This window comes from Streptomyces tagetis, assembly GCF_018069565.1.
Lineage (GTDB): Bacteria > Actinomycetota > Actinomycetes > Streptomycetales > Streptomycetaceae > Streptomyces > Streptomyces tagetis.
In genome coordinates this window covers 840,250-854,519 of sequence record NZ_JAGPNL010000002.1, presented here as the reverse complement: position 1 = coordinate 854,519, position 14,270 = coordinate 840,250, and the positions used below count along the sequence as shown (strand labels likewise).

The 14,270-nt window shown below is 73.2% G+C and carries 13 protein-coding genes; 12 read left to right on the top strand and 1 reads right to left on the bottom strand.

The features are described from left to right. Window positions 1-17 precede the first annotated feature (17 nt). The 9 genes from J5Y05_RS11835 (at window position 18) to J5Y05_RS11795 (ending at window position 8,749) form a co-directional block, all read left to right on the top strand. On the top strand, window positions 18-512 hold the full coding sequence (locus J5Y05_RS11835; RefSeq protein ID WP_247614438.1) for an RrF2 family transcriptional regulator: 495 nt from the start codon (window positions 18-20) through the stop codon (window positions 510-512). A gap of 183 nt (window positions 513-695) precedes the next feature. Further along, window positions 696-2,180, top strand: coding sequence for an MFS transporter (locus J5Y05_RS11830; protein WP_210871287.1), 1,485 nt, complete (start codon window positions 696-698; stop codon window positions 2,178-2,180). Window positions 2,181-2,382: 202 nt separating this feature from the next. Next, window positions 2,383-3,564 carry an MFS transporter gene (locus J5Y05_RS11825; protein WP_210871285.1) on the top strand — a complete coding sequence of 394 codons (1,182 nt, stop codon included), beginning with the start codon at window positions 2,383-2,385 and terminating at the stop codon, window positions 3,562-3,564. Between the two features lie 340 nt (window positions 3,565-3,904). Beyond that, on the top strand, window positions 3,905-4,522 hold the full coding sequence (locus J5Y05_RS11820) for an NAD(P)H-dependent oxidoreductase (RefSeq protein WP_210871283.1): 618 nt from the start codon (window positions 3,905-3,907) through the stop codon (window positions 4,520-4,522). A gap of 39 nt (window positions 4,523-4,561) precedes the next feature. Further along, a complete protein-coding gene (locus J5Y05_RS11815) occupies window positions 4,562-4,945 on the top strand; it encodes a YybH family protein (protein ID WP_210871281.1) in 384 nt (127 codons plus the stop codon). A gap of 141 nt (window positions 4,946-5,086) precedes the next feature. Continuing rightward, on the top strand, window positions 5,087-5,734 hold the full coding sequence (locus J5Y05_RS11810) for an NAD(P)H-dependent oxidoreductase (protein WP_210871279.1): 648 nt from the start codon (window positions 5,087-5,089) through the stop codon (window positions 5,732-5,734). 266 nt (window positions 5,735-6,000) lie between these two features. Next, window positions 6,001-7,677, top strand: a complete 1,677-nt coding sequence (locus J5Y05_RS11805; protein ID WP_210871277.1) for a class I adenylate-forming enzyme family protein — start codon at window positions 6,001-6,003, stop codon at window positions 7,675-7,677. A 40-nt stretch (window positions 7,678-7,717) separates the two neighbouring features. Beyond that, window positions 7,718-7,882, top strand: coding sequence for a hypothetical protein (locus J5Y05_RS11800; protein WP_210871489.1), 165 nt, complete (start codon window positions 7,718-7,720; stop codon window positions 7,880-7,882). A 282-nt stretch (window positions 7,883-8,164) separates the two neighbouring features. Continuing rightward, complete coding sequence (locus J5Y05_RS11795; protein WP_210871275.1) at window positions 8,165-8,749, top strand: NADPH-dependent FMN reductase; 585 nt, start codon at window positions 8,165-8,167, stop codon at window positions 8,747-8,749. Window positions 8,750-9,115: 366 nt separating this feature from the next. Here J5Y05_RS11795 and J5Y05_RS11790 read toward each other — a convergent pair whose 3' ends face one another. Then, on the bottom strand, window positions 9,116-10,063 hold the full coding sequence (locus tag J5Y05_RS11790; RefSeq protein ID WP_210871273.1) for a 2OG-Fe(II) oxygenase family protein: 948 nt from the start codon (window positions 10,061-10,063) through the stop codon (window positions 9,116-9,118). Window positions 10,064-10,549: 486 nt separating this feature from the next. Between J5Y05_RS11790 and J5Y05_RS11785 the strand changes: the two genes are divergently transcribed. The 3 genes from J5Y05_RS11785 (at window position 10,550) to J5Y05_RS11775 (ending at window position 14,120) form a co-directional block, all read left to right on the top strand. Further along, window positions 10,550-11,533 (top strand): NADPH:quinone reductase, encoded by a 984-nt coding sequence (locus tag J5Y05_RS11785; protein ID WP_210871271.1) that lies wholly within the window; start codon window positions 10,550-10,552, stop codon window positions 11,531-11,533. Window positions 11,534-11,804: 271 nt separating this feature from the next. Continuing rightward, window positions 11,805-12,434, top strand: coding sequence for an SRPBCC family protein (locus J5Y05_RS11780; RefSeq protein ID WP_210871269.1), 630 nt, complete (start codon window positions 11,805-11,807; stop codon window positions 12,432-12,434). A 117-nt stretch (window positions 12,435-12,551) separates the two neighbouring features. Next, window positions 12,552-14,120: a class I adenylate-forming enzyme family protein gene (locus tag J5Y05_RS11775; RefSeq protein ID WP_210871267.1), complete on the top strand. Its 1,569-nt coding sequence runs from the start codon at window positions 12,552-12,554 to the stop codon at window positions 14,118-14,120. Window positions 14,121-14,270: the final 150 nt, after the last annotated feature.

Sequence of the window (14,270 nt, the reverse complement as noted above, 5' to 3'; positions counted from 1 at the left end):
TGCGTAATGTCCGGGACATGAAGCTGAGAGAGGGCGTGGAATGGGCGGTGCACTGCTGTATCGACCTGTCCTGGGTCTCGCCTGACCGGCCGGTGCCGGCGGCGCGGCTCGCCGCCTTCCACGACCTGCCCACGGCTTATCTGAACAAGCAGTTGAACGCTCTGGGACGAGCCGGCATCGTCTCGTCCCGCTCCGGCCCGCGCGGCGGGTTCCGTCTGGGCAGAAAGCCGCAGGAGATCAGCCTGATGGACGTGGTGACGGCCATCGACGGGGCGGCCCAGGGCTTCCGGTGCACGGGCATCCGCCTCGACGGGCCGGCCGGTGCGGTGGCCGGGCGGGCCGGCCGCCGCACCGGCTGCGCCGTGGAACGCTCCTTCAGGGAGGCGGAACTCGACTGGCGGCGCCGGCTCGCCGCCCGGAGCGTCGCCGACCTGGCGGAGGCGGTGCGGCGGGCCGACCCCGCGGCTCCCGGCCGCGTACGGCGCTGGTTCGACCAGCACGGCCCGGCCTGACCCCACGGCGGGACAGGACCGCGAACAGAGCAGAGCGGACTTTCCCCCCGGGCCCCGCCGCCCGAAGCGCGCGGGGTGAACCAAAAGACGACCGAGCGCACTCCTGCACGCGCCGGGCCCCCCGGCCCTGGCGGTGGCGCCCCCGCGCGCCCTTCATCCGACCCCGTACCGAAAGGCACAGTCATGCCGTCTACGGCCACAGGCGACGCCGTCCGGGCTCCGCGCCGGCGCCCTGGACTCCTCCTGGCGCTGCTGGCGTTCGCCCAGCTCATCATCTCCATCGACTACAACATCGTCTATGTGGCGCTGCCCAAGATCGGTGACAGTCTCGGCTTCACCTCGCAGAACCTGCAGTGGGTGGTCAGCGCCTACGCGGTCGCCTTCGGCGGGTTCCTGCTGCTGGGCGGCCGGGCCTGCGACCTGTGGGGGCCGCGCCGTATCTTCATCCTGGGCCTGTCCCTGTACGGGGTCTCCTCGCTGCTGGGCGGTCTGGCCACGGACCCGGCGACGCTGGTGAGCGCCCGCGCGGTCCAGGGCATCGGCGGGGCGTTCCTCTTCCCGGCGACGCTGACGCTGGTGTCCACCAAGTTCGCCGAGGGCCGTGAGCGCAACCGCGCGTTCGCGGTGTGGGGGACGGCCGGCGGGTCGGGGATGATCCTCGGTTCGCTGCTGGGCGGTGTCCTGACCCAGGCGTTCGGCTGGGAGTCGGTGTTCTTCGTCAACGTGCCGCTCGCCGTCGTGGCGATCGCGTTCGCGGTGCCGCTGATCGCGCGGGACGCTCTGGGCGGGGCCCGCCGCGCCTTCGACCTGGGCGGTGCGCTGACCGCCACCATCGGCACCACGGCCGTCGTCTTCGCCCTGGTCCAGGGCCCGGAGTCGGGCTGGGGCTCCGGCCTGATCGTCGGCGCGCTGGTCCTCGGCGCCGTCCTGCTGGCCTGCTTCTTCGTCATCGAGAAGCGCAGCAGCGACCCGCTGATGCCGCTGAGCCTGTTCCGCAACCGCAACCTGAGCACGGGCGCCGCGATCACCTTCTTCTACATGGCGACCTTCGGCACCCTGCTGTACTTCCTGACGGTCTACTTCCAGGGCGTGCACGGCTACAACGCGCTGGAGACGGGGCTGGCGTTCCTGGTCCCGATGGTCGCCATCTCGGTCGGCGCCCAGACGGCGGGCCGGCTGGCCACCCGCTACGGTCTGCGCGCCATCATGATCGCCAGTTTGGTGGTGGGTCTGGCCGGCACGGTGATCACGGGTCTGACGCTGTCGACGGACGGTTCCTACCTCTCGCTCGTCCCCGGCCTGGTGGTGCTGGGTCTGGGCCAGGGCGCGGGGTACACGCTGATGTTCGGTGCGGCCACGGTCGGGGTCGATCCGATGGAGCAGGGCATCGCCTCCGGCACGGCCTCCACGACGCAGCAGATCGGCGGTGCGGTGGGTCTGGCCCTGCTGGTGGCGGTGGCCAACGCGAAGCTGGGCGGGCTGGAGGGCGAGGCGCTGCGGGCCGCGACCAACGACGGTCTGCGCACGGCGGTGTTCCTGGCCGCGGCCGGGATCGCGGTGACGGCGCTGGTCGCGTTCGGTCTGCAAAAGCCCCAGCGGCCCCGGGCCGTCGCCCAGGGTCCGGGGGCGGCCGAGGCCGCCGCCGAGCCGCAGACCGCGCAGGTCTGATCCGTATCTCCGGCACGTCCCCCCTCCCATGGGGGTGTGCCGGGCGCCGGGCCCTCGCACCGACGTTCCCCCGCCGGGTGCGGGGGCTCCGGCATTCCCTCCTTGCTCTGACGTGCTGTCAGATCTGGTGGTGTGCGGGCGACTTGACGCATATCCGGGCCGGGGATTGCCGGTGGTGCGGGCGCCCTCACAGGATCGGCGCATGGCAAAGTCTTCGGTCGCCGGGGCACCCCCGGCGACGCCCGGTACGGCACCGTTCGCGGCGACCGTCACGACCGTGTCCGTGATGGGCGTCCTGGTGGTCGGCCAGATGTACGTCACCATCCCCCTGATGCCCGAGCTGGGCGCGGCCTGGGGTGTGCCGGCCGGGGCGGCGGCGGCGTCGACCACCGCGTTCGCCTTCGCCCACGCGGTGGGTTCGCTGCTCAGCGGCCCGCTCTCGGCGCGAGCGGGGCGGCGGGCCGTCATGGTCGGCAGTGTCCTGGCGATGACGGTGGTGACCGCGGTGCTGCCGCTGGTGGCGTCGCTGGGGGCGGGGGTGGTGCTGCGCGCCGTGCAGGGGCTGTTCGCGGGTGCCTTCATTCCCATGGCGTACGCCTATCTGCATGCCCGGATCGCCGCGCACCGGGTCTCGCTTGCGCTGACGGTGGTGTCCGCCTGTATGGGGGCGACCGTGGTGATCGGGCAGGTGGAGGCGCAGGTGGTGGCGTCGGTGCTGGGCTGGCGGTGGGTGTTCTGGGGGACGGTGCCGCTGCTGGCGGCGGGGGCGGCCCTGTCGTGGCGGGTGCTGCTGCCCGAGGGGCCGTCGCCCTCCGCGGCGGCCGGCGGGGCGGGGCTGCGGGCCGCGCTCGGGGCGCGGCTGGTGCCGCTGTATCTGGTCATCCTGGTCGGCGCGGGGAGTCTGACCGCCCTCTACACCGGTGTGCAGTTGTACGGTCCGGCCGAGGTGGCGGGCGGTGGGGCGGCCATGCTGGCGTTGCGGGCGAGCGCGTTGCCGGCGCTGGTGGGGGCGGTGCTGCTGGCGCCGGTGCTGGCCCGGGTCCCGGCGCCGCGGCGGGCGGGCGGTGCCCTGGCGCTGACCACGGCGGCGCTGGCAGCGGCGGCGGTGGCCGGGGACGGTGCGCTGGCGCTGGGGGCGGCCCTGTTCGCGTTCATGGCGGGGTTCGCCACGCTGGGGCCGGCGCTCATCCAGGCGGTCGGGGCGCGGGCCGGGGCGGCGCAGACGACGGCGATCGCCCTGTACGGTTTCACGCTCAACGTGGGGGCCGGGGCGGGTGCCCAACTGGCCGCGTTCTTCGAGTCGTTCGCGGTGCTGGCGCTGGTGCTGGCGGCGGTGGTGGCCGTTGCCGCGTTCGCTCTGCCGCGCGGGGAGCGGGGGACCTGACGCACTCGCGGGCGTGGCGTTGCCGGGCGGCGCCGGGCGGGCCCACGATGCGCACGTCACGTCACGTCACCGTGCCGCCCCGCGGTCTGTGCCGGCGGTGCTTCGGCCCGGGGCTCGGGGGGCGGGGTGGGGTGGGGTGGCCGGGGCGGTGTGGCGGGGGCGGTGCGCTCGGGTTCGTTCCGTCCGGGTTCGTTCCGTTCGGTTTTCCGTTCCGTTCGGTTTTCCGTTCCGCCTGGCTCGTTTCGTCCGGCCCGTTCCGTCCGGTTTTCCGTTTCGGCCTGTTTCCTTGTCCGGCCGGTTTTCCCGGCCATGCCACCCGTACGCCCAGGGAGTGCCCGACATGACCAACGTCGCCGTCATCTACTACTCGTCCACCGGTTCCACCCACCGGCTGGCCGTCGCCGCGGCCGAGGCCGCCACGGCCGAGGGTGCCGAGGTGCGGCTGCGCCGGGTGCCGGAGACGGCCGCCACCGGGCGGCCCGGTTCCCAGGAGCACGCCGCGCTCGCCGCGAGCGTGCCCGAGGCGAGCCTGGACGATCTGGACTGGGCCGATGCCGTGCTGCTGGGCTCGCCCGTCCACTTCGGGCTCGCCGCGCCGCAGTTGATGCAGTTCATCAACACCACCTCGCGGCTGTCCATCGACGGCAGGCTCCTCGACAAGGCGGTCTCCGCGTTCGCTTCCGGTTCCGCCGAGCACGGCGGGCAGGTCACCACGATCCTCGCGCTGCACAACGCGGTCTGCCACTGGGGTTCGGTGATCGTGGCCACCGGCTCGGCCGACCCGGTGCTGTACGAGGAGAACAACGGCAACCCGTACGGGGCGAGCACGGTGGCCGGTGACCGGGCCGGGTTCATCCACGCGCAGAACGCGGGTGCCATCGCCTACCAGACCCGCCGCACCCTGCACGTGGCCGCGGCGCTGAAGGCCGCCCGTGCCGCCGCCGTGGCCGCCGCCTGACCCGCCGCCGGCGCCCCCTTGAGGAATGGAGTCCCGCCCATGGCCGTCAACGACCCCGCCATGCTGCCCTCGGCGTTCGTCGACGCCTTCAACGCCAAGGACCTCGCCACCATCGACCGGCTCTTCGAACCGGAGGCCGTGCGGGTGCTGCGCCCCGGGGTGGTGGTGACCGGCGACGGCCGCCGCCGGGCCACCAGCAGCTTCCTCGCCCTCGGCGTCCCGATCGAGATCAGCCTGCGGCACACCTACGTCTACGGCGACACGGCGCTGCTGATCGGCGACTTCGTCATCGACGGCACCGGGCCGGACGGCGAACGCGTGCACATCGAGGGCACCGCCACCGACGTGGCCCGCCGCGGGCCGGACGGGCTGTGGCGCTACATCATCGACAACCCGCCGGGCGTCGAGGTGGGCGCCCGGTGACCAACGCGGGTGCTGCGGCGGGCACTTGACGGATTAATCCCGGTGAGTGGTGGGGCCGGCGCGCGGAACGCCACGATGGGCCCGCACTCAGCAGCCGGCAACGGCGTGAGCAGGACCTTTCGATGAGGGAGCAGTACCGTCATGACCAATGTCGCCATCGTCTACTACTCGGCCACCGGGAACATCCACAAGCTGGCCGTCGCGGCGGCCGAGGCGGCGGAGAAGGCGGGGGCCCAGGTGCGGCTGCGCCGGGTCGCCGAGATCAGCGAGGAGCCGCTCGCGCCCAACTACACGGAGTGGTCCGAGGCCAACGACGAGCACGTGGCCGCCAGCCGTGACGTGCCGGTGGCCGCCATCGAGGACCTCGACTGGGCGGACGCCGTGGTCTGGGGCACCCCGGGCCGCTACGGGCTGCTCGCCGGCCCGCTCAAGCACTTCATCGACCAGACCTTCGAACTGCACGCCCGGCGCGGTCTGATGAACAAGGCGATGTCCGCGTTCACCTCGACGGGCACCCCGCACGGCGGGCAGGAGTCCACGATCCTGTCCCTGAGCAACGTCTTCTACCACTGGGGGGCGATCATCGTGCCGCCCGGCGTGACCGACGACATCCTGCTCACCCCAAGCAACGGCAACCCCTACGGGGTCAGCGCCACCTCCGGTCTCCAGGCGATCCCCGGGCACCTCGCGCAGAACGTCACCGACGACAACCTCGCCGCCGTCGGCTACCAGACGGTGCGCACCCTCCAGGTCGCCGAGGCGCTCACGAAGGGGTTGAAGAAGGGCTGAGCAGCAGCCGGGAGACAGCCGGGCCGCGCACCCTGCGGCCCGGCCCCTTTTCCATTCCCCGGCACATTCCCCGGCGGTACTTCCCCGGCGGCACTTCTCCAATGGTGCTTCTCCAATGACGCTTCTTTCAGTGGTGCTTCTTTCAGTGGTGCTTCTTCGGCGATATGACGCATTGAGGGGGCTTTCCTTTCCGGCCGTGGTGTCCTGTGCGATGTTTTTCTGGGAATTCACCTTTCGCTTGCCGGTTTATCAGAGGAAGAGTCCTGATGTTCAAGGTTCCGAAGAGCAAGAAGCTCCTCTACCTCGGGGTGGTCTCCGAGCGTGCCGCCGAGCAGTACGGCGACACCCCGATCACGCTCGACCACGCTCTGGACGCGTTTCCCGAGGCGGGCCGGAAACTGACCGTCGCCGAGTTCGCCGGCCATGTGGCCGACACCGCCGACCGGCTGTGGGCCGCGGGGGTGCGCCCCAGCGAGCACGTGGCCGTCCACAAGACCTCCGGTTTCGACATCACGGTGCTGGCCTGCGGCGCGGCGCGGATCGGCGCGATCCCGGTGATGCTCTCCCCGCACCTGGACGGCGAGAGCATCGGCAGGCTGCTGGAGCGCCTGGAGCGGCCCACGCTGCTCACCGACGAGGCGAAGCTGACCGGGCCGCTGGCCGGGCTCGCGCTGGACGAGCTGACCACGCGGGTCGTCACCGTCACCGGCACCCGCCCCGGCGCGATCGCCTTCGCGGACCTCGCGGGCGCCGCGCGGCGCGAGCCGGTGCTGCTCGGTCCCGACCAGCCGGCCCTGATGACGCACACCTCCGGCACGACCGGCATCCCCAAACTGGTGGTGCACTCGGCGCGTTCGCTGGGCGCGCGCGGCAACTGGCAGGAGAAGGTCGTCTCGTTCATCCGCAAGCGGGAGACCGTCCTCATGCACGTGTCGTACGTGCACTCGCGGATGTACCTGGGGCTGGCGGTGCTGCAGTCGCGGGGGATGCCGATGGTCTTCCTGAACGACGGCAGCCCGGCGCACGTCGCCGACATGCTGGTCCGGCACCGGCCGGGTGTGCTGGAGACGCATCCCAACTCGTTCCTGGAATGGGAGGAGATGCTGGACGACCCGCGCCGTCCGATCGCCAACGTGAAGTACTTCAACAGCACGTTCGACGCGATCCACCCGAGCACGATGCACAAGTTCCTGCACGCCTCCGGCCGGCGCAGCCCGGTCTTCCTCCAGGTGTACGGGCAGAGCGAGTGCGGTCCGCTGGCCGCGCGCACCTACCGGCGGCGCAACGCCCTGAAGGCGGACGGCCGCTGCCAGGGCTATCCCACGCCCGGGATGACGAAGTACCGGCTGGTGCCGCGCTCGGGGGCCAAGCCGTCGAAGGAGAACCCCGGGTACATCGACGTGTCCACCGCGGGCCGGGCGCTGACGTACTACGGGGAGCAGGAGCGTTTCGACCGGCAGGTCCTCGGTGAGTGGTGGCGGGGCGGGGACGTCGGTTACCGCACCAGGTGGGGGTGTCTGCACCTGCTGGACCGCGAGGTCGACGTCATCGCGGGTATCGGCTCGACCCTGGAGGTGGAGGACGCGGTCCTGCACCGGCTGGACGAGCTGACCGAGCTGGTCGTCGTGCCGGGCCCGGACAAGCGGCCGGTGCCGGTGGTGTGCACGCGCGGGGACGTGCCGCTGGACATGGAACGCTGGAAGGCGGCCGTCGCCGGCCAGCCGACCCTGGGCACGCCCGTGCAGCGCCGGCTGGCCGATCTGCCGCGGACCGCCACGGCGAAGATCCGGCGGCTCGAACTGGCCCGCCAGCTCGCCGAGTCCGCGGCCACGGGCCAGGACGAGCCCGCCGCGCAGACCGTCGGGGGCGGGCAGGCCGTCGGGGGCGGGGAGGCCGGGGAGGGTGCCGGCCTGGTCAGGGAAGGGTCCGGGGCCGCCCGCTGAGCGGGCCCGCAGGAGCCGGCCGAGCGAGGGGAGAGCAGGGGTGAGCGCGCAGCACACGTCCGAGAGCGAGCAGCAGGGCACCTGGTACCGTCCGGTGCCTCCCGATCCCGGTTTCCTGGAGGTCTGGGCGCGGGCCGCCCCGATCCGTCTGGCCGGCTACGAGGACGACCTGGCCGAACCGCACATCCTGCAGGGCGTCGACTGACCCCCTCCCCCACCGGCCGGCCGCGGGACCGGCGGAGGCGGGTGGCCGTGTCGTCGAAGGGGGCTGCTGCTGCCTGGTGGCTGCCCCCTTCGACGCGCCGCCGGGGGGTGGCGGGTGCGGGGGATCGTGCGTGCCTCCATGGTGTTGCCCGCCCCGGTGACGGTGGTGCCGCCGCGGCCGGCGCGCGCACTCAGCTCATCGGCTTTTCCGATACCACTTGGAAACCCGCATGCGGGTTTGTTTTCCTGGTGGGGACGGACTGACCGCCGTGAAAGGGCTGACATGTCGAGTGACCGCATCCGCGTGGCCGTGATCCTCGCGAGCGTACGCAAGGGCCGCTTCGGCCCGACGATCGCCAACTGGTTCGCCGGCACCGCCGGCCAGCGCGACGACGTCGAGGTCGACCTGGTGGACCTGGCGGACTTCCCGCTGCCCACCGCGCTGACCGACGAACCGGCGCCCGAGGTCGCCGCGCTGCTCGGCGCGTTCTCCGCACGGCTGTCGCGGGCGGACGGCTTCGTCATCGTGACGCCCGAGTACAACCACAGCTTCCCCGCCTCCCTGAAGGCGGCCCTCGACTTCACCCAGCACGAGTGGCACGCCAAGCCCGTCGGTTTCGTCGGCTACGGCGGTCTCGCCGGCGGCCTGCGCGCCGTCCAGCAACTGCGGCACATCGTCAACGAGTTGCACGCGGTGCCGGTGCGGGACGCGGTCAGTTTCCACGGCCCCTGGTCGCAGTTCGACAGCGAGGGCCGGCTCATCGACCCGAGCGCGGCCGAGACCGCCGCGAAGGTGCTGTGGGACAAGCTCACCTGGTGGGCGCTGGCCACCAGGGAAGCCAAGGCCCTGCGCCCCTACGACAACTGACCACCCGTCAGGCGTCTTTCCGGCGCCGCGCCCACCACCCCCGGGCCGCGGGCCGCCACCGGGCACACCCTCCTCCCGCACCGCGCCCCCACCCACGGGCCGGCCGGGAGACCGCCCCGCCCATCGTCCCGGGTCACGGCAAAAGGCCGGGAGACCGGGCCGCGTGCCGCGCTCACCCCCGTCCGCGGCCACGTGGAAGACCCTGCCGGAAGCCCCGGCAGGGTCCGGGCCGTTCACGCGGCCCCCGCACCCCTCACAGACCTCGGTGCTGCGCGGCCTGATGACGTCCGGCGCGCAGGGCCGCCGTACAGCCCGTGCCGGCTTCGCGCAGGCCGGCGGGACCGGCCGGGGCCCGGATGGTGCCGCTCACCGGGTGGCGGGGCCGGGGCGGTGGCCGGCCGGGGCCCCGGTGCCGTACAGCGCGCGCTGGAAGAGCTCCTCGGCCGTCAGGGTGGCGAAGCGCCGGGGCCTGGGTGCCCCGCCGAGGGCGTGCAGGGGGGCCAGGGTCGCCCAGGGGGCGGGGTGACAGGACTGGGCCAGCGACAGGCGGCCCTCGCCGTGGCCGGGCCGGGCGACCACCCGGCGTACCGCCGCGCGGGCCACTCCGTCGGTCAGGCGGTCCAGCGCCGTGCCGACGCTGACGACGGCGTGGCCGGGCGGCGCGTCGGCGGGCAGCCACTCGCCGTCGGCCAGGACTTCCAGGCCCGGCGCGCTCGCCCGGGGCAGCGTGGTGATCAGGTCGGGGTCCTGGTGTGCCGCCTCCCGCACACGGCGGTCCGCGGCGGCGGGGTGCCGGGCCGGGGGGTGCCAGGTGGCCCGGTTGACGGCGGGGCCGTCCTCCAGCAGGTCGGTGAAGTAGTCGGGGTGGGCGCCGAGGGCGTCGGCCAGGCTACGCACGACGCGGTGCTGGAAGTGCAGCATGCGGGCGTGCAGTTCGCGCAGGGCCGAGCCGATGCCGGGCACCAGGTGGTCGGGGAAGTACGGGTCGGGGTAGCGGGCGGGGAAGCGGACCCGCAGCGGATGCCGCGCGGGCAGCCGGGCACCCCAGTGGAAGAGTTCCCGCCCCTCCCCCACCGTGCCCTCCCCCGCCGGCCGCGCCGGCAAAGCGAGGTAGCCGGCCTGGCCGTTGCCGCCGGGGACGCGGCAGGCGCCCTTCTCCTCGGCAGGCAGGGCGAAGAAGGCGCGCAGGAAGCCGTACGCCTCCTCCAGCAGGCTTTCGGGCACGGTGGTGCGGACGAGGAAGCTCCCGTCGCGCAGCGCGCCGCGCAACCGCTCCCGGCCGCCCGTGCGTTCGAGATCGATGTCCTTGAGCATGGTCGCTCCCTTCACGGCCCCGGGGGAAGGTGCCCCGGGCGCCGGTCGTCCGCGCGCACCCGCACCGGCGGGGCGCCACGCCGAAGGTAGGCGGGCGGGCGGGCGCGGGGCGAGCGGGCGGCGGGCAGTCTGGCAACTCGCCGCGCCCATCACGGCGTTGCGGTCGCCGGGCCGCCCGCCAGGGCTGGTACGACGACACGGCCCGCCGCCGCCCCTCACACTCCGGGCGGCACGGACCGCGCTCATCGGCCGGACGAGGGGCCAGCCGAAGACCAGACCCTTGGCACGGGCACTGGCGCGGGCACGGGCACGGGACGGCGTGGGGCGTGGGGCGGCGTGGGGCGTGGGGCGGCGTGGGGCGTGGGACGGCGTGGGGCGTGGGACGGGTCCGAGTTGACGTACGAGGTCAGGGACCTGACGGACCGTGGCCCGCGATCGCCGCGCGCCCTGCCGGGGGCGGCGGGGCTTGTGCCAGACTCCCCCACCATGCGTGCCGCCTACATCACCCAGCTCGGTGCCCCGGACGTCATCCGCCACGGTGAGCTGCCGCCGCCCGTGCCAGGACCGAACGACGTGCTGGTCGACGTCGAGGTGAGCGCCGTCAACCATGTGGACACCTTCGTCCGCTCGGGGGCCTGGCGCACCCCGCTCGCCTTCCCGTTCGTCGTCGGCCGGGATCTGGTGGGCACGGTGGTCCGGGCCGGGCCCGGCGCCCCCGGCTTCCGGGCGGGCGAGCGGGTCTGGTGCAACAGCCTGGGCCACGACGGCCGCCAGGGCGCCGCCGCCGAACGGGCCGTGGTGCCCGCCGACCGCCTCTACCGCCTGCCCGAGGGGGTGTCCGCCGTGGACGCGGTGGCGCTGGCCCACCCGGCGGCGACCGCGTACCTGGCACTGTTCACCCACGGGCGGCTGCGGGCCGGCGAGACGGTCGCCGTGCTCGGGGCGGGCGGCAACGTCGGCAGCGCGCTGGTGGTGATGGCCGCCCATGCCGGGGCACGGGTGATCGCCGTCGCCTCCGCCCGCGACGCGGAGCACGTACGGTCCCTGGGCGCCGGCCACGTCGTCGACTACCGCTCGGACGACGTCACCGGGCAGATCCGGGCCGCGGCCCCGCACGGCGTCGACGTCCACGTCGACACCTCCGGCCGCAACGACCTGGAGGCGGCGGTGGGGCTGCTGGCGAGCCGGGGCCGGGTGGTGCTGATGGCGGGGCTGGACACGCGCCCGGTGCTGCCCGCCGGGCCGCTGTACCTGATGGACCGTTCCGTGCACGGGTTCGCCATCTCGCACGCGGACACCGCGCAGCTCGCCGACGCCGCCCGCGGTGTCAACGGGCTGCTCGCGCAGGGGCTCTTGCGGCCGCGCGCCACCGAGGTGCTCCCGCTGAGCGAGGCCGCCGAAGCCCACCGCCGGCTGGAGAAGGGCACCGTACGCGGGAAGCAGGTACTGCGGGTACGCGACGCGGACTGACACCGGCCAGAACACCGGGCCGGGACCGCCGGAGCCGGGACCGCCGGGGCCGGGACGCCGGGGCCGGGGCCACCGGGGCCGGGGCCGCCGGGGCCGGGCTGTTTCGTGGCTTTTTCCCGCGTGTTCTCTGGCTTTTCCACGCATTCCCGCATTCCGCGCGGGCGTTATTTCCCGTGTTTTTCCGTGGCGTCGTGTGGGGCGTTTGAAGGACTTGACGGACCTCGGGCGGGTTGATTGCCCGGATTCCCGGGGCGTCGGCAGGATGACCGTCATGACAGCCACGACGGAAAGTGTCATCGATCATTCCCCGCTCTTCGAACTCGACGCCCGTATCCGGGTTTCCGCGACGCCGGCACAGGTCTACCGCGTGGTCAGTGATCTGGGCCGCAGCAAGGAGTGGAGCCCGGAGTGCAGGGGCGGCGAGTGGACCGAGGGCGAGCCGTCGGCGGTCGGCTCGGTCTTCCGCGGCGAGAACCTGCGCGGCGAGGACGTGGTGGGCTGGGCCCCGCTGGTGCGCGGCACCTGGTACACCGAGGCCCGTGTGGTGGCCGCCGAGCCCGGCCGGACCTTCCGCTGGATGATGCTCACGCACGCCCGTGAGGACCAGGAGTCCGTGTGGGGCTTCGACGTGGAGGACGCGGAGGGGGGCGGCTCCTGGCTGGTCCACCACTTCCGGATGGGCAAGGCCACCGCCGGCATCCACACGATCGTCGCCGGTCTCGACGAGGACGCCCGCAAGCGGTTCGTCGCCGAGTGGACGGCGAAACTCGCCCAGGACCTCGACGCCACCCTCGCCCGTATCCGCGACGTCGTCGAGAAGGACGCCGAGCAGGACGCCGCGAAAGACTCCGCGAAGGACTCCGCGCAGTTCCCGGGCGGGCGGCGGGACGACGCGGACTGACGGGCGGTATTCCGGCGTTCCAACGCCCCCGCCCCCGCCCCTGCCCCTGCCCCTCACCTCCTCTGCCCACTCCCCTCCTCTTCAGGAATCCGCAGCCTTGGACGAGAGATTGGTTTCATGTTTCTCCAGCGAATAGGAAGCAAGGGAATTCGGCTCGGCACGCTGTTCGACCGGGCGGCGGCCAGGCATCCGGCGAATTTCGTGGTCCTCGACCACGACCTGGACATCGCCCCCGGCCTGGGCCGGCGTGCGACCCTGACCGAACTGGCCGATCTGGTGGACGACTTCGCCTCCCGGCTGTGGTCCGTCAAGGTGCGCCCCGGGGATCACGTGGTGGTGCACAAGAGCGACGGTTTCGACATCTCCCTGCTCGCCTGCGCGATCGCCCGCACCGGCGCCGTCCCGGTGCTGCTGTCGCCCAAGCTGGACGGTGCGACCGTCGCCGAGCTGCTGCGCCGGGTGGGGCGGCCGTTCCTCGTCACCGACCAGGACAAGCTCGAACACCACCTGCCCGCCGAGGTGTTCGGCCTGTCGCGCACGGTGCTGCTGGCCACCGGCGAGTACCCGGGGGCGACCCCGTTCCCGGCGCTGGCCGGGGCGCCGCGGGTGCCGGCGGTGTCGATGCCCGTCGACCACCCGACCCTGATCACCCACACCTCCGGCACCACCGGGGTGCCGAAGCTGGCCGTGCACACGGGGCTGAGTTTCCAGGCGCGTTACCGTCCGCAGGCGACGGTGGTGGCCGCGGCGGTGCGGCGCGGCGAACCGGTCGCGGTGCACGTGTCGTTCGTGCACTCGCGGATGTTCACGGCGATGCCGATCTCGATCCTGCAGGGGCATCCGCTGATCGTGCTCAGGGACGACGATCCGCGGTCGGTGGGTGAGCTGTTCGCGCGGGTCCCGCCCGGGTTCATCGAGGCGCACCCCAATACGTTCCTGCGCTGGGAGGAGCTGGCTGGTGATCCGCGCGGGCCGCTGGCGAACGTGAAGTACTTCTCCTCGACCTTCGACGCGATCCATCCGCGTACGGTCAACACGCTGCTGAAGGCGTCGCGTCGCAAGGGCCGGCGTTTCGCGCAGGCGTACGGGCAGAGCGAGGTCGGCCCGATCGCGGCGCGGACGTATTCGCTCAAGGACGGCAGCGACTTCAACGGCCGGTGTGTGGGGGTGCCGTTCTGGGGGATGACGGGGGTGCGGGTGGTCAGCCGTAACGGTGCTCCGGTCACCAGGGACAATCCGGGGTTCATCGAGGTCCGCAGCGACGGCCGGATCGTGACGTACCTGGGTGAGCACGAGCGCTGGCACCAGCAGGTCAACGAGGGCTGGTGGCGGATGGGTGATCTCGGCTACCGCACCCGGTGGGGGTGTCTGCACCTGCTGGACCGTGAGGTCGACGAGATCCCGGGGGTCCAGTCGACGCTGGAGATCGAGGACAAGCTGTTCACCCGGCTGCCCGAGCTGGTCGAGGTGATCATCATCGCGGGTCCGGACGGGCGTGCGGTGCCGGTGGTGTGTACGCGTGGGGACCGGCCGCTGGACGAACTGGCCTGGAAGAGCGCGGTGGTGGACCTGCCGGCGCTGGCCGATCCGGTGCGGTGGCGGCTGGAGGATCTGCCGCAGACCGCCACGACCAAGATCAAGCGTCTGGAGCTGGCCCGTCTGCTGGCGGCGGACCCCACCCCCTGAACCCCACACCCCCCTTGGCCCCTCCCCTGGCCTCCCGGCCCCGCCTGGCCTCCCGGCCGCCTGGCCGCCTGGTCGCCTTGGCTCCCAGGACTCCTGGCCGCCTTGGCCGCCTTGGCCGCCTTGGCCTCCTGGCCTCCTGGCCTCCAGGAC

Excerpts from the sequence above, each read along its gene's own strand:
- J5Y05_RS11835 (WP_247614438.1), top strand. The coding sequence starts at position 18 with ATGAAGCTGAGAGAGGGCGTGGAATGGGCGGTGCACTGCTGTATCGAC.
- J5Y05_RS11830 (WP_210871287.1), top strand. The coding sequence starts at position 696 with ATGCCGTCTACGGCCACAGGCGACGCCGTCCGGGCTCCGCGCCGGCGC.
- J5Y05_RS11825 (WP_210871285.1), top strand. The coding sequence starts at position 2,383 with ATGGCAAAGTCTTCGGTCGCCGGGGCACCCCCGGCGACGCCCGGTACG.
- J5Y05_RS11820 (WP_210871283.1), top strand. The coding sequence starts at position 3,905 with ATGACCAACGTCGCCGTCATCTACTACTCGTCCACCGGTTCCACCCAC.
- J5Y05_RS11815 (WP_210871281.1), top strand. The coding sequence starts at position 4,562 with ATGGCCGTCAACGACCCCGCCATGCTGCCCTCGGCGTTCGTCGACGCC.
- J5Y05_RS11810 (WP_210871279.1), top strand. The coding sequence starts at position 5,087 with ATGACCAATGTCGCCATCGTCTACTACTCGGCCACCGGGAACATCCAC.
- J5Y05_RS11805 (WP_210871277.1), top strand. The coding sequence starts at position 6,001 with ATGTTCAAGGTTCCGAAGAGCAAGAAGCTCCTCTACCTCGGGGTGGTC.
- J5Y05_RS11795 (WP_210871275.1), top strand. The coding sequence starts at position 8,165 with ATGTCGAGTGACCGCATCCGCGTGGCCGTGATCCTCGCGAGCGTACGC.
- J5Y05_RS11790 (WP_210871273.1), bottom strand. The coding sequence starts at position 10,063 with ATGCTCAAGGACATCGATCTCGAACGCACGGGCGGCCGGGAGCGGTTG.
- J5Y05_RS11785 (WP_210871271.1), top strand. The coding sequence starts at position 10,550 with ATGCGTGCCGCCTACATCACCCAGCTCGGTGCCCCGGACGTCATCCGC.
- J5Y05_RS11780 (WP_210871269.1), top strand. The coding sequence starts at position 11,805 with ATGACAGCCACGACGGAAAGTGTCATCGATCATTCCCCGCTCTTCGAA.
- J5Y05_RS11775 (WP_210871267.1), top strand. The coding sequence starts at position 12,552 with ATGTTTCTCCAGCGAATAGGAAGCAAGGGAATTCGGCTCGGCACGCTG.